At 64.0% G+C, this 13,828-nt stretch carries 11 protein-coding genes; 5 read left to right on the top strand and 6 right to left on the bottom strand.

The window, feature by feature from the left end; translation table 11 throughout:
- Nucleotides 1-207: 207 nt before the first annotated feature.
- Complete coding sequence (locus tag C0456_RS11175) at nt 208-2,616, top strand: methyl-accepting chemotaxis protein (protein WP_291051839.1); 2,409 nt, start codon at nt 208-210, stop codon at nt 2,614-2,616.
- A 24-nt stretch (nt 2,617-2,640) separates the two neighbouring features.
- On the opposite strand, the gene C0456_RS11170 is transcribed toward C0456_RS11175, so the two are convergent.
- Entirely contained in the window at nt 2,641-3,246 is a 606-nt protein-coding gene (locus tag C0456_RS11170; RefSeq protein WP_291051836.1) for a TetR/AcrR family transcriptional regulator, read from the bottom strand.
- 103 nt (nt 3,247-3,349) lie between these two features.
- Between C0456_RS11170 and C0456_RS11165 the strand changes: the two genes are divergently transcribed.
- The gene (locus C0456_RS11165) at nt 3,350-4,384 is read left to right on the top strand and encodes a saccharopine dehydrogenase NADP-binding domain-containing protein (protein WP_291051834.1); all 1,035 of its coding nucleotides are present in this window, start codon (nt 3,350-3,352) and stop codon (nt 4,382-4,384) included.
- A 27-nt stretch (nt 4,385-4,411) separates the two neighbouring features.
- Here the strand turns inward: C0456_RS11165 and C0456_RS11160 are convergent, their stop codons facing one another.
- From C0456_RS11160 to C0456_RS11145, 4 genes are all read right to left on the bottom strand, one after another.
- On the bottom strand, nt 4,412-4,750 hold the full coding sequence (locus tag C0456_RS11160; RefSeq protein ID WP_291051832.1) for a PilZ domain-containing protein: 339 nt from the start codon (nt 4,748-4,750) through the stop codon (nt 4,412-4,414).
- Nucleotides 4,751-4,871: 121 nt separating this feature from the next.
- A complete protein-coding gene (locus C0456_RS11155; protein ID WP_291051829.1) occupies nt 4,872-5,654 on the bottom strand; it encodes an enoyl-CoA hydratase-related protein in 783 nt (260 codons plus the stop codon).
- 165 nt (nt 5,655-5,819) lie between these two features.
- Nucleotides 5,820-7,193: a DEAD/DEAH box helicase gene (locus tag C0456_RS11150; RefSeq protein ID WP_291051826.1), complete on the bottom strand. Its 1,374-nt coding sequence runs from the start codon at nt 7,191-7,193 to the stop codon at nt 5,820-5,822.
- A gap of 265 nt (nt 7,194-7,458) precedes the next feature.
- Nucleotides 7,459-8,292, bottom strand: coding sequence for a hypothetical protein (locus C0456_RS11145; protein WP_291051824.1), 834 nt, complete (start codon nt 8,290-8,292; stop codon nt 7,459-7,461).
- 51 nt (nt 8,293-8,343) lie between these two features.
- Between C0456_RS11145 and C0456_RS11140 the strand changes: the two genes are divergently transcribed.
- The 3 genes from C0456_RS11140 to C0456_RS11130 all read left to right on the top strand — a co-directional run bounded on the left by C0456_RS11140 (nt 8,344) and on the right by C0456_RS11130 (nt 12,104).
- Nucleotides 8,344-9,264 (top strand): fatty acid desaturase family protein, encoded by a 921-nt coding sequence (locus C0456_RS11140; protein ID WP_291051820.1) that lies wholly within the window; start codon nt 8,344-8,346, stop codon nt 9,262-9,264.
- A 99-nt stretch (nt 9,265-9,363) separates the two neighbouring features.
- Nucleotides 9,364-10,542, top strand: coding sequence for a pectate lyase (gene pelA, locus C0456_RS11135; RefSeq protein WP_291051818.1), 1,179 nt, complete (start codon nt 9,364-9,366; stop codon nt 10,540-10,542).
- Nucleotides 10,533-12,104: a carboxylesterase family protein gene (locus tag C0456_RS11130; protein ID WP_291051816.1), complete on the top strand. Its 1,572-nt coding sequence runs from the start codon at nt 10,533-10,535 to the stop codon at nt 12,102-12,104. The genes pelA and C0456_RS11130 overlap by 10 nt, the downstream gene beginning before the upstream one ends.
- Here C0456_RS11130 and C0456_RS11125 read toward each other — a convergent pair.
- Nucleotides 12,101-13,768 carry a family 43 glycosylhydrolase gene (locus C0456_RS11125; protein ID WP_291051815.1) on the bottom strand — a complete coding sequence of 556 codons (1,668 nt, stop codon included), beginning with the start codon at nt 13,766-13,768 and terminating at the stop codon, nt 12,101-12,103. The two genes, C0456_RS11130 and C0456_RS11125, sit on opposite strands and share 4 nt — an antisense overlap.
- Between the last annotated feature and the right edge of the window lie 60 nt (nt 13,769-13,828).

Raw genomic sequence — 13,828 nt, 5'->3', positions numbered from 1 at the left:
ACATTTGTCTGACCGCGCCCTGACTGGTTTTCAAAGGCAGAGGGCGGGTCAGGGGTGGCCCTGCAGGTGGCCGGTGGACGTATAGGCGGGGTACTGATGGTTTGAGCCAATCTCTTGGGTGCCCCTGCTCCTTTTGGCCGCGCACGGACTTTAAGCAAACCTAAATTAATTGGAATTCATATGTAGAACGGCACCGGGGGAAAATCCGTGAAGAGACATGATATTGCCACACAGGCGCGACGTGGTTTCGGCTTGTTTCTGGCTGTCGCCCTGGTGGGCGCCGTCATCAGTATGCTGGCCACGCTCTACCTTGCCCATGCGGGGCTGAAGCTCGGGCGGGACATCGCGCCCTTGTCACAGGCAACCCTGAAGATTCGCCTGGCAGTGGCGGAAGCCCACCTCCTCGTGGAGGAGATCATGGGGGGCGATACTTCCGAGCAGCCAGAAGAGATTACAGCCCTTTATGATCGCACGGACCGGCTGCTGACAGCGATTGTCGAGGGCGGAGAAGTCGATGGCGCCGCCTACCACCCGACCACTTCCAGGTTGGTGAGGGCTGAAATCTCGGCAGCGCGCGAACAGCTGCAGGATCTGCGGCTTCAGACGGACAAGCGGCTTGCAAGCCTTTCTCTCGATCAGACGGCTGGTTCGGGTGCGGACGAGTCGTTTGATGCCTTGTTTGACAGCATTACAGGGCGGCTTCAAAACCTTGCTCAAAGACCGGGCCTGGAACAGTCAGCGGCTGTCCAGCAGGTGATCGGAGAGGCGCTGTATCAGACGGCGCTGGGGCATTTGATCGTCGAGGAATCCCTCAGTGGCGATGCCGGTGAAGACTTCGGCGCGGCGCTTGGGGCATTTGACCTGGCGGTTGAAAAGCTGGCGCAGGCCCGCCGGTTGAGCGGTGTGGCCGAGTTTGACGCGATCGCTGCCGACATGAAAAGTTTTGCTGCCCTCGCCGCAGAGCGGCGTGAGACGGCCCTGTTTGTGAGTGAAGAGCGCGCCGCCGCCGATGAACGCTTCGACGCTGCCTATGAGGAGTTTGTCACCATATCAGGCCGTGCCGAGGCTGACCTGCGCAAGCAGATGGAGGCTGGGCTGGCGGGCCTCTTCTGGTCGCGTGTGATCGCAATCTTCGCGGTGGCTGCCGTGTCGGTCGCCCTGGTTCTGATCATGCTTGCCGGTTACCGGATTGTGGAAGCGCGCCTGGTGCGGCGTTTGCAGGACGTCACGCTCGGCATGAAGGCGCTTGTGGCGGGCAAACTCGATACACCTATCCCGGACTGGGATGCGGACGACGAGCTTGGTGATTTGCGCGACACCCTGGGCAGTTTCCGGAATGCGTATGCCGAGCGCCAGGCCCTGGAGGCCGAAGCGCGCGAGGCCTCTGAACGGGAGGCCGCCCGCCGCGCGGCGGACGCGGACCGCGAGCGGGCCGAAATGGCGGAGAAGGCCCAACGCGCGGAAACCGAGCGTCAGGCCGCTGACCTGCAGCGGCAGGAAGCGGAGGAGCGGCGAGAGGCTGAAAGTCGCGCGGCGGCTGAAATTGCCTCCGTCGTCGAGGCTTGCGCGATGGGGGATTTCTCCCGCCGCTTGCGCACCGATGACAAGGAAGGCGTTTTCGCCCAGCTTTGCGAAGGGGTGAACAAGATAGGCATCTCTGCGAATGAAGGCCTCAGTGCCGTGAGCGACGGTCTGGTGCGCCTTGCCAAAGGCGACCTGACGTATCGCATGCCCGGGCATTATCATGGCGTATTTGCCGATATCGCCAAGAGCTTCAACGCGACAGCCGAAAGCTTGCGTCTTACCCTTTCCGGAATTTCTGAGTCCTCCGTAGCGGTTGACATGTCTTCTCGCGAGATCGCCGCAGTGGCGGATGATCTGGCGCGGCGAACAGAGCAGAGCGCCTCCATGCTGGAGAAAACGGCGGCGGCGCTGGAGCAGATGACGGCCTCTGTCCGTTCTGCTGCAGGCTCGGCGGAAAACGCGCAGGGGTCGGCCGAAAGCATCTCCATGCGCGCCAGCGCCGGCCATACGATCGTCTCCCACGCCGTGACAGCCATGGACGAAATTCGTTCGTCTTCCGACGCGATCAGCAATATCCTGCAGGTGATCGAGGAAATTGCCTTCCAGACGAATCTGCTGGCTCTGAATGCGGGGGTCGAGGCGGCCCGAGCTGGGGAAGCCGGGCGCGGATTTATGGTGGTCGCCTCTGAAGTCAGGGCGCTCGCCAACCGGTCCTCGGAAGCGGCGGGAGAGATCGCCAAGTTGATCCAGACTTCCGCCAGCAATGTAAACCGCGGCGTCGAATTGGTGCGCTCTTCGGGTTCTGCCTTGCAGGAGATCGTGTCAGGCGTGGCCGATGTGACCTCAAAAATCCGCGAGATCGTGACCGCGGCAAACGAAACCGCCACTGGGATCAAGGAGATTTCGTCTGCCACAAGCGAACTCGACCGGGCAACCCAGCAGAACGCGGCGATTTTCGAGGAGACCAACGCTGCCGTGCAGTCGCTGCAGGCGGAGGCAGGGGCGTTGGCGCAGGCTGTGGCCGCATTCCAGATCGCGCCGGGCCAGGCAAGCGGGGGTGGCCTTGCTCCCGTTTCGCGCCGTGTGGCCTAACGGCGCTTAGAACACTCGCGAGTGTCACACCGGAGGGGCCGGCGCCTGGGCGTTGAGGATGGCCATGACGGCCTGCTTGAGCAGGTCTGACGCCTCATCCGGCTGAAGGATCTGTGCGCTGACGAAGGCGCCGTTGATGAGCAGGGCAACCTGGCCGGCAACGCGGCTGGCGGGCCGGATGCCCATCTCGGCAATGAGGCTTTCAAGGCGTGCCCGGAGCTCCGCCTTGTGGGTGATCGCGACCTGGCGGGCCGGATGGGTTTCGTCAGGAAACTCGGCGGCGATGTTGAGCTGGGGACAGCCGCGATAGCCGGGCCGGGCGAGCCGCTCGCCGATCCAGTCGCAATGGGCTTCCAATTCCCGCAGAGGCGCGCCGGGGTGCTGCGCCGCGACGCTGTCCCACTTGGCCCAGAAATCCTCGTCTTCGCGCTGAAGGAAGGCGGCGACGAGATCGTCCTTCGTCCGGAAATATCGATAGAGGCTCGTCTTGGCGACGCCTGCCCTGGCGACCACGAGATCCACGCCGACCGCGCGCGCGCCCAGCTCGTAGAAGAGGGAGGAGGCCGTCTCCAGAATGCGCTCCCGGACATCGGCCTGCGGGGAGGTGTCCGCTGCGGAGCGTTTTGGCATGGGGCTTCCTTTCCTGATGGGACCATGTCTTAGCCGGAAACGGTTTGACACGCTACAGACCTGTTCGTATTAAAACAGACAGGTCTGTATCGAGGGGTTTGCCATGCTTTCTGAGTCCAAGCTGTCCGGTTCCAAACAGGTGGCCGTCTACGGCGCGACAGGCCTGACAGGGCGGTTTGTGGTGGACGAACTACTGCGGCGGAAGCTGGTTCCCGTGGCGATCGGGCGGGACGCGGGCAAACTGGAAGCTGCGGGTTTCGCCAGCCGCGGCGTTGAAACCCGGCTTGCATCGCTGGACGATCCGCAGTCGTTCGAGCGCGCTTTTGAGGGCGCCGGCGCGGTCATCAACTGCGCGGGCCCGTTTCTCGATACGGCGGGGGTTATCGCGCCGGCGGCCATTTCGGCAGGCCTTCACTATCTGGATGTGACGGCTGAGCAGGCCAGCGCTGCAAACACGCTGGCCATGTTTGATCACCCTGCCGCGCAGGCGGGGGTGACCGTCATGCCGGCCATGGCCTTCTTTGGCGGGTTTCTCGACCTCATGGTGACGGCGGCGGCGGATGGCTGGCGCGACATCGAGGAGGTCTCCATCGGCATTGCCCTGGACAGCTGGCATCCGACAGAGGGGACCCGGCAGACAGGCCGGCGGAATACGGCTCAGCGTCTGGTCATTCGGAACGGGTGTCTTATCCCCCTCCCTCAGCCGCCAGCCGAAAGGGAGTGGGACTTTCCGCCCCCGTTCAATGCCCGCCGGTCGCTTGAGGTGCCGTTCTCAGAGGTGCCGCTTATCCTTCAGCATCTGAACGTGCAGACCCTGCATACCTATCTCAATGCGGAGGCTCTGCAGGATATACGGGATCCGCTGACACCGCCGCCTCAGCCCGCCGATGAGCTGGGCCGCTCTGCGCAGGTATTCGCAACAGAGGTTCGGGTGACGAGCAAGGCTGAGACGCGGACGGCACTTGCCACGGGAAAGGACATCTACGCTTTTACTGCGCCGCTGGTCTGCGAAGCAGCCCGGCTACTGCTGAGGGGCGGCGCCGGCTATGCCGGTGCGGCCGCGCCTGGCAAAGTCTTCAACGCCCGGACTTTCCTTGAGACCCTCGGTGTCCCCGGGTTTCATATTGCCTTTGAGTGAGACGCCAGACGCTGGAAGCGGGAACGCTCAGCTGGTGAAGCGGATGGCGATGTCCTGGCCGTCCTGGCGGATGAATTCGGCCGGGGTGTTGATGCCGAGCTTGGCGGAGACGAAATGGAATTTTGCCGGGATCATGGGCTTGTTGCGGAAGCGGATGCGGGCGCCGGATTCGGAGATGTCTATGCAGACGCCTTCCTCGCGGCCTTTGGGCTCCCACACCAGAACGCAGGGCGCCCAGGTTGACTGGCGGTCAGCGCGGGGGGCGCGGCGGACGAATTTGGACTGATCTGCAGGCGCGTTGGTGCGCAGAGCGGCCGACATGCGCTCCGGCGAGATCGGCGTACCAGGTTTTTTGCCGAACACCACGAGCGCGATCAGACCTCCTCAGGTAAAGCGAGTCGCATCCAAAATGTCTTAATTTGGGTCATATGGAAAGCCCGCCATTGCCGCAGGGCTGCAAGAGGGAACAGGCCGGGTGGCCGGCAGTTCAACGGTAGGTGAAGCTTGCGGCACGTTTTTCGAGGAAGGCCTTGTAGCCTTCCCTGAAATCCTCATTCGCAAAGCCGTGCAGGAACAGGGCCTGGGCCTCTTCGGTATCTTCCGTCCAGCCAGTCTGCAGCCCACGGATCATGCGCTTGATGGCGCGGACGGACCATTGGGAGACCGCGGCGATCTCGCCGGCCCAGGCCCGGGCAGATTTGAGGGCTGTGCCGGGCGCAACGAGACGGTCGATCAGGCCGATAGATTTAGCCTCTTCGGCGGCAAAGATGCGGCCGGTGAAGAGGATGTCTTTCGTGGCGCCAGGGCCGATGGCGGCCAGGAGCCGGCGCGTGTCGCCCGCCGGATAGACGAGGCCGAGCTTGCCGGGGGTGACGCCGAACTTCGCATCCGCGCCCGCCACGCGCAGGTCTGCCGCCATGGCGAGGCTGACGCCGCCGCCGACGCAGGCCCCTTCAATCGCGGCAATCACCGGCTTTTCGCTGGTCTCGATGGCATTGAGCGCGTTGGCGATATGCTGGCCGGAGGCCCTGGCGGCGTCTGTGGTGGCGTAGATGGTTTCAAATTCGGAGATGTCGGCGCCCGCCGCAAAGGCGCCGGCCGTGCCGCCATGCAGGAGGATCAGCTTCACCTCCGGATTGGCGTTTGCCTCTGCCACCAGGCCAGGGATCGCGGCCCACATGTCGACCGAGAGCGCGTTGCGGCGTTCGGGCTTGTTGAGCACGATTTCGGCCAGCGGGGGGGCGATATCCAGGCGGATGGGAAGGGTCATGGCGGCGTCCTCGGCAAAGGCGGAAAAGCGGGGCAGGCGGGCCGGTGTTAGCCATCCGCGCCCTGCGCTGCAAGGAAGGGGGCGCCGGAGACCTGGGCCCTGGAGTCAGAAAGCCCCGGCATCGCTGCCGGGGCTTCCTCTATTCTGGCTGTTGCCGCAGGCAGATCAGGCGTCTGCGCGTTCCTTGAAACGGCGAGGACGCGCCGCGCCGCCCGAAGAACGCTGGGACTGCTGGCCGGATGCGTTCGAGCCGCCACCGGGCGGGCCCTTGCGATGAGGCCGGCCGCCGCCAGACTGCGAACCGGAGGGCTGGCCGCCCTGATAACCGCCGCTGCGGGCGCCACTGCGGCCACCGCCGCCATTGCCGGCGCGATTGCCTTGCGGCTTGCCGGGTTTGCGGAGGGGCTCGTCCGGGAGGCTCACGCCGGCCGGCGCAAGCTTCAGGCCAGTCAGCTTTTCGATGGCCCGGAGCGTCGGGCGCTCATCCTTCGAACAGAAGGAGATGGCCACACCGGAATTGCCGGCACGGGCCGTGCGGCCGATGCGGTGTACGAACTGTTCGGGCACATCCGGCAGGTCGTAATTGATGACATGGGTGAGGCCGTCGACGTGAATGCCGCGGGCGGCAATATCGGTGGCCACCAGAATGGGCACGCGCCCGGCCTTGAAGGCGTCGAGGGCTTTCTGGCGCTGGGCCTGGCTCTTGTTGCCGTGAATGGCAACGGAGTCGATGTCGGCCTTGGCAAGGCGTTTTACCACGCCATCGGCGCCATGCTTGGTGCGGGTAAAGACGATGGCCGAGCGCAGCTCCGGATCGCGGATCTTTTCGACCAGCAGGGAGAGTTTTTCAGCCTGCTCGACAAAACAGATGCGCTGCTCGATGCGGCCAGCCGTTGTGGCGGGCGGGGCGACAGAAACCTCTGCCGGGTTGCGCAGGAAGGTTGCTGCCAGCGATTCGACGGCTTTCGGCATGGTGGCCGAGAAGAACAGCGTCTGGCGCTTGGAAGGCACGTTCTTGGCGATGGCGCGAAGGGCGTGGATGAAGCCAAGGTCCAGCATCTGGTCGGCTTCGTCGAGGATCAGGGTTTCCACCTTGTCGAGCGACACGGCGCGTTGCTCCATGAGGTCGATCAGGCGGCCGGGGGTGGCCACCAGTACATGCGCGCCGCGCTCAAGCTGGCGGATCTGGCCGCCGATCTTGGCGCCGCCGCAGACCATCACGATACGGAGGTTCAGCCCCGCGCCATAGGTCTCGAAGGATTTGGCGATCTGGCCAGCCAGTTCGCGGGTAGGGGCAAGCACCAGAACGCGGGCGCCGCGCACGGGCGCCGGGCCAGCATTGCGGCTGAGGCGGTCAAGGATGGGCGCCGCGAAGGCCAGCGTCTTGCCGGTGCCAGTCTGGGCGAGGCCGACAATGTCGCGGCCTTGAATGACGAGGGGGATGGATTGGGCTTGAATGGGGGTCGGCGCGGTGTAGCCAGCTTTGGTCAGCGCAGTGAGAATACGGCCGGTGAGGCCGAGGGATTGGAAATCGGACATGAAGTCTTTCGTCAGAAAGCCGCCGGAACTGCACGGACGGCAGCCAGCGAGGGGGCAAATAACGGCCCGGCGTGATTCAGGACGTGGGGTGAATTGTCTCTAAGGAAGGGTCTGGAACGTTTCAGATTACTCTGACTTGCTCGCTCACGCAGACCCGCCCAGGCAGCTTAACCGCCTTAACAAGCGGGCCTATGCGCCTGTTATGCCCGGAAGTCAAACGAAGTTTCCATCTGTCTCATGATGGCACAGCCAGGCCGTCAGGTATTCAGGCCTCGGAGGGGACGGCCGCATTGTAGGCCCGCCAGCAATCCTGCCCCCGCTCATTATAGGCGCGCATCGCATCGACCATTTCCAGGAACAGCTTCTGATTGCCAAGCTCAGGCGGCAGCAGGGGATCGAAGTTGATCGCCCGGATCACCGCCTGGCCGGTCAGCAGCGTCTCCCGCGCCGCATCAGCCAGGCTGAGCCGGGGCAGGCGCTCAAGGCTTTCCGTCATGGCACGGATGGCTGCCTGATAGGAGTGTTCGAGGTCTGCCGCAGACCAGAGCCCGGCCCAGTCCTGCATTCCGGGCGCAGTCCTTTCAGCAACACGCAGAATCGGCATCGTTTCATCGGCGCCGATGCCGGTGAGATCCTGCTGATGATCGGGCAGGGCGCGGGCGAGGTTTGCCGGACGCACCCAGAGACCTGCCTCGGCCTGCTGATAGCCGAAGAGGGCAAGCGCACGCTCCCGGTTGCGCAGCTGCTTGCGGTCCCGGCGGCCCAGCGGATGGGTCATCGCCACCAGCCAGTCGCCATTCCAGGGCACCATCTTGGCGGCCACATCCTGCCATTGCTGCACGCGCCGGGTCAGCGCCTGCGCCCGGGGGCCGGGCACGTAGAGGCCGCGCTCGGGACTTTCCAGCAGACCCTCCTTCAGCAGCCGCGTGGCCGCCACCCGCATGGTGGCCGGTTCGATGCCGAACAGCGCGCCGGCATGGATCAGCCCGGCAATCATCTGCCGGCCGGTGCCGATGCTGGCGATCAGCGACAGGATCAGCGCGCGGGCCGACAGGGCCTCCACCGGAAGCGGGGCGAAATGATACGAGAATTGACTCATTGCGTCATTTTAGGTAATAAGGGTTTCAGAACACATAATGGGAGGCCGTGCATGCAGTCTTTAGCCAAGATTTCCGACGTCCTGTCAAAAGACGACCTGAATGCGCTGCGGCAGAAATCCGATGTAAAGGCGCTGGCAACCCTTGTGTGGAACTGGGGGTTGATTGCGGCGGCGTTTGCGATCGCCATCGTGTGGCCAAACCCCTTCACCATCCTCCTGGGCATCCTCATCCTGGGCGGGCGCCAGCTTGGCCTCGGCATCATCAATCATGACTGCGCCCACCACGCCTTCTTCAAGAGCAAGGCGGTGGACGAGTTTGTCGGCCACTGGATCGTTGGCGCGCCGATGAACATCTCGCTGGCCGCCTACCGGGCCTACCATCTCAAACATCACCAGTATGCCGGCACGCCCGACGATCCCGACATCATCTTCGTGAAGAATTATCCGGTTCCGGCCGAAAGCCTGCGCCGCAAATTCGTGCGCGATCTCACCGGCCAGACGGGATACCGCGACACGCTGCGCAAGATCCGCAGCTTCCGGCTGTCGCGGAACTGGCCCTGGCTTGCCTTTCACATTCTGCTGCTCAGTGTACTGACGCTGGCGGGCGCGCCCTGGGCATATCTGATGTGGTGGGCGGCAGAGATTTTCGTCTATCCGGCCATCGTGCGCCTGCGCCAGATCGGCGAGCATGGCACGGCGCTGGACCGCACCAGCCGCGACGCGCGCCTGAATACCGGCACGACCCTCGCCCCCTTCTGGCAGCGCGTTTTCGTGGCGCCCAACAATGTGAACTTCCATCTGGAACACCACCTCTTCGCGCACATCCCGCCCTATAATCTGCGCAAGCTGCACATGCTGCTGGCCGAGCGCGGCTATTATGAGGGCGCCGATTGCATCTCGCGGGATTATTTCGATGTGATCCGCCGCGCCGTCCGCAAGGATGACGCCGGGCAGATGGTGGCGGCCGAGTAGGGCTCCACCCAGGGTCGGGTCACGTCTCTTGACGCAAAATGTCACCGGTGTCATTTTCTGTCCGGAGCGGCAACATAGCCGCAATGGAGGAAGGCCGGGATGCCAATCGGGAAATCGGGGAAAGCAGCCCTGCGCGCTCTGTTTGCGGCTGGCGCAGTTTTGACTTTTGCGGGCGCGGCCCTTGCCGAGGCGCCCCTTCCGCTCGACGGGTTCCAGGACGCGATCCATCACTGGCAGATGAAGCGCGGGCAGGACTATCCGCGCCATGACCCCGCCGACACAAGGGCAATTGCGGACAATCTGTTACTGCTCCAGCGCGATCATGGCGGCTGGGTGCAGAACCGTGATCCGCTGCAGGTGCTGACGCCGGCCGATATTGAAGCGCTGAGGGCAGAGAAGGCGGAGTCAGGCGGCAGCTTCGACAACCGAAATGTCTATACCCAGATCGAATATCTGATGGGCGCCCATGCCCGCCTGGGAGACAAGCGTTACCTGGAAGGCGCGCAGCGCGGGCTGGACTACCTGCTAGCCAACCAGATGCAATCCTGTGGTGGCTGGCCCCACACGCTTCCTCCGCAGTCGGCCTATCAGGGGCGCATCACGGTGGCTGATGAAGTGTTTTCGGGGCCGCTGGCACTGCTGCGGCGGATTGCCGAAGCGCGCGCGCCGATGGACGGGTTTGACGAAGAAACGCGGGCGCAGGCGGCCGCTGCCTTAGCGCGCGGCGAGGCCTGCCTTCTGAAACTTCAGGTGCGCCAGGGCGAGACGCTGGCCGGCTGGGCCGGGCAGTATGACCCCGTCACGCTGCAGCCGATGGGCGGGCGCAGCTTTGAATTGCCGGGAATGGTCTCGGAAGAAACGGTGGCGATCCTGCGCTATCTGATGTCCATCGAGGCGCCGTCGCCCGAAATCATCGCGAGTGTGAAGGGCGCCGCGCAGTGGCTTGAGTGGGTGAAGCTGACAGGCGTTCGTCTTGAGACTGTAACGCTCGATCAGACAACGGAATACCAGTTCCATGATGCGGATTTTGACCGGCGGCTGGTGGAAGATCCGGGGGCGCCGCCACTCTGGGCCCGTTTCTACGACCTGGAAGACAACAGCGTCGTTCTGGCCAACCGGGATGGCGTTCGTGTGGAACGCTACGACCAGATCGATCCGGAGCGCCGCACGGGATATAGCTGGTATGGGACATGGCCTGCCAGGCTGGTGGCCAGGGAATATCCGAGCTGGCATTGCCGGGTGTTGTCGGAGCCGGTGGAGGGCGCCGCATGCAAGTGAGCCGCCGGGCGGTGCTGGCGGCCATCGGGAGCGCCGGGATCGCCCTTACGGCGCGGGCCGGCGGGCGTGAAGACCCTGTCGTGGCGACAAGCAATGGACCCGTTTCCGGCGTGCACGCAGGCGGCGTGGCCGTGTTTCGCGGCATTCGTTATGGGGCGGACACAGCCACCACGCGGTTTGCACGGCCCCGGCGGCCCGCGCCCTGGCTAGAGACCGTCCGTACCGTGAATTATGGCGCCGCTTCACCCCAACGCGGCAGTGAGCCAGATCAATCCGAGGACTGCCTTTTCCTGAATGTATGGACGCCGGAGGCGAGCGCGGGCGGCAACCGGCCCGTGATGCTCTACATCCATGGCGGCGCCTATAATTCCGGTTCTGGGTCTGACGCGCTTTATGATGGCGCCCGGCTGGCCGCACGCGGCGATGTGGTGGTCATCACGATCAATCATCGCCTGAACGCCTTCGGCTATCTCTCACTTGGGCAACTCATGCCGGAGGCATATCCTAATTCCGGCAATGCCGGGCAATGGGACATAATCCTGGCGCTCCAATGGGTGAAGGAGAATGTCGCGGCTTTTGGCGGCGATCCGGGCCGGGTCATGCTGTTTGGCCAATCGGGCGGCGGGGCAAAAATTGCGACGCTCATGGCGGCGCCGGCTGCCCAGAGGCTTTTCCATTCGGTTGCAACCATGAGCGGGCAGCAAGTGACCGCCTCTGGCCCGCTGAATGCAAAGCGGCGAGCGGAAGCCTTCCTTGAACGGATGGGAATTGCGCAGGGCGATGCGGCGGCGCTGGCAGCTGTTCCCGCAGATCGGATCATCGAGGCGCTGGACCTGCGCGATCCGGTGAACCCGGAGTTCCAGATTTATTTCGGCCCGGTAATGGACGGGCGCCTTCTGACACGGCACCCCTTCTGGCCAGATGCGCCGCCGCAATCGGCTGCCATTCCGATGATCCTTGGCAATACGCTGGACGAGACGCGAAACCTGATCGGGCGCGGCGCGCCGGAGATGTTTGATCTCGGCTGGGACGACCTTCCCGGCGCGCTTGCCCGGCACATACGCTGTGACATTGATCCCCATGAAGTGGCAGCGGCCTATCGCGGCTTCTACCCTGATCGCACGCCGGCTGGCATTTTCTTTGCGGCAACCACGGCAGCACGGTCCTGGCGGGGGCAAGTCGAGGAGGCCGACGCGCGGGCGCGGGAAGGCGGGCCGAGCTGGGTCTACCGGTTTGATCTTCCGTGGACGGCGGATGGTGGCCGTTGGGGCGCGCCGCACATGGTGGATATAGGTTATGCGTTCCTGAACCTTGACAAGCCCGGCGCAATGCCCGGCGAGCGGACGCGCGCCCTGCAGGTTGCCAATGCTCTCTCCGGCGCCTTCATCTCGCTCGCCCGGAGCGGAGACCCGAACCATTCCGGCATCCCGCATTGGCCACGCCATACGCTCGCCGCGCGGGAGACGATGATCTTTGGCGAGAGCGTTTACGCCGCCAATGACCCGCGCGGGAATGAACGCGCCCTCTTTGCCAAAGTGCCCTTCATCCAGTGGGGCAGCTAGACAGCCCGGAACTTGACGGAGCGGATGAGCGCCGACCCGGCGCCGGATGCATAGAGGGCTGGGCGCAGGCTCAGAAAGTCGCCATCGGTGTTGTGATGGTAGCCTGAGACTTCCATTTGGACCGCGTATTTCTGCCAGTTTTCGCCATCACGGCTGGTATGGATCGTGACGATGTGATGATCGTTCCGGATGCGTATTCTCAGGCGGTTGCCATGCCCTTCAGGCGCGCGGCCGCGGCGCGGCCGCCCATAGCGGTGCATCACCAGGCCTTCAGCGTTCAAGCCGAGGCCGGCATATAGCCGCTTGCTGTAGAACAGCAGGAGACCAGCTTCCGCACCATTGCTGATTTCGATGTCGGCTTCGATTTCATAGGCAAGTTCGCCTGCGATCAGGCAGAGGGGCGAGGCGTCATTTGGGCCTGTGCCCTTGGCGGCCAGGCGCAGACCCTCGGGAGTGATCTGGAACCGGCTGCTTTCGTCAGCTGCCGGATCATAAAAGGTCCAGAGGGTTCCAAGGCGGTTTGTGCTGAAATCATCTGACAGCGCCTGACCATGGCTGTGGCTGCCTGTCGGGGCGGGCATGCGGATGGGCCGGGAAAGGTCTCCGCCTTCGGCAATTGGCCAGCCATCCGCGCTCCAGCTGACCGGATCGAGAAGCATCTGCCGCCCGAGCGTCCAGAAGCCGTTTTCATAGCCATGATAGGCCATCCACCACTGACCATCCGGCCCCTCGACCAGGGTGGCATGCCCCCGGGACCACCACTTTTCCTCGGCGGACCACGTGCGGACAATCGGATTATTCGGGCAATCCTCCCACGGACCATGAATGGAGCGGGAGCGCGCCACAATGACCATATGGCCAGTTGGCGGGCCGGCCGTGCCGCCGACAGCCGTGATCATGTAGAAGTAATCACCCCGGCGCGTGATCTTCGGCCCTTCGGGCGCGAAGGCTTCGACGGTCCAGTTGTCTGGATATCGCCACGGATCATAGACATGCTCAACCTCGCCCATGGTCGCAAGACCGTCCGGGGTGAGACGAACCCTGTCGCCGCCGCTGAGGAAGAGGTAGCGCTGGCCATCTTCGCCCACGGCATGGCCGGGGTCGATATGGCCGGGGAGTTTCAGGTCGACCGGTTCGCTCCACGGTCCTTCGATCCGGTCGGCCCAGATCACATAGTTCGAGCGGTAATCCGGGAAGCGGGCGGGGATATAGAGGAAATACCGGCCGTCATGCTTGCAGAGCTCCGGCGCCCAGACCGAGCCAATGGGTGTCTTCAAGGCTGCCGTTAGGGGGGACCAGTTTACCAGATCCTTCGATTTCCAGATCGTCAGGCCCGGATAGGCGTCGAAGGTGGAGAAGGTCATGTAGTAAGTGTCGCCGTCGCGCAGTACGCTGGGGTCTGGCCGGTCGCCAGAGAAGACGGGGTTGAGGAAGGCGCCATTGCCGAGATCGGCGCGGCGCTGGCCTTCAAAGCCGCCGGGCCAGGACAGATGCTGCCAGTCCTTTCCGGATACGGACAAAAGGCCTTCACGGCCTGCGCTGGGCGGGGCAAGCGCTTCAGTCATCGGAAGGGAAGGCGCCAGGCTCGTTCGGGAGGCGCAACCTGCCGCCAATGGCAGGGCGCCAAGCGTCAACAGGGCAGAGCGTCTGGATAGGCCGGCCATGAAGATATCTCCAAAAAATGACCGGCGGCTTCTGGATGAAACCGCCGGCTTTAGAGGCCA

The sequence above is a fragment of the Hyphomonas sp. genome (assembly GCF_013823385.1).
In the GTDB taxonomy this organism is placed as follows: domain Bacteria; phylum Pseudomonadota; class Alphaproteobacteria; order Caulobacterales; family Hyphomonadaceae; genus Hyphomonas.
This window is presented reverse-complemented; position numbering and strand designations above follow the sequence as displayed.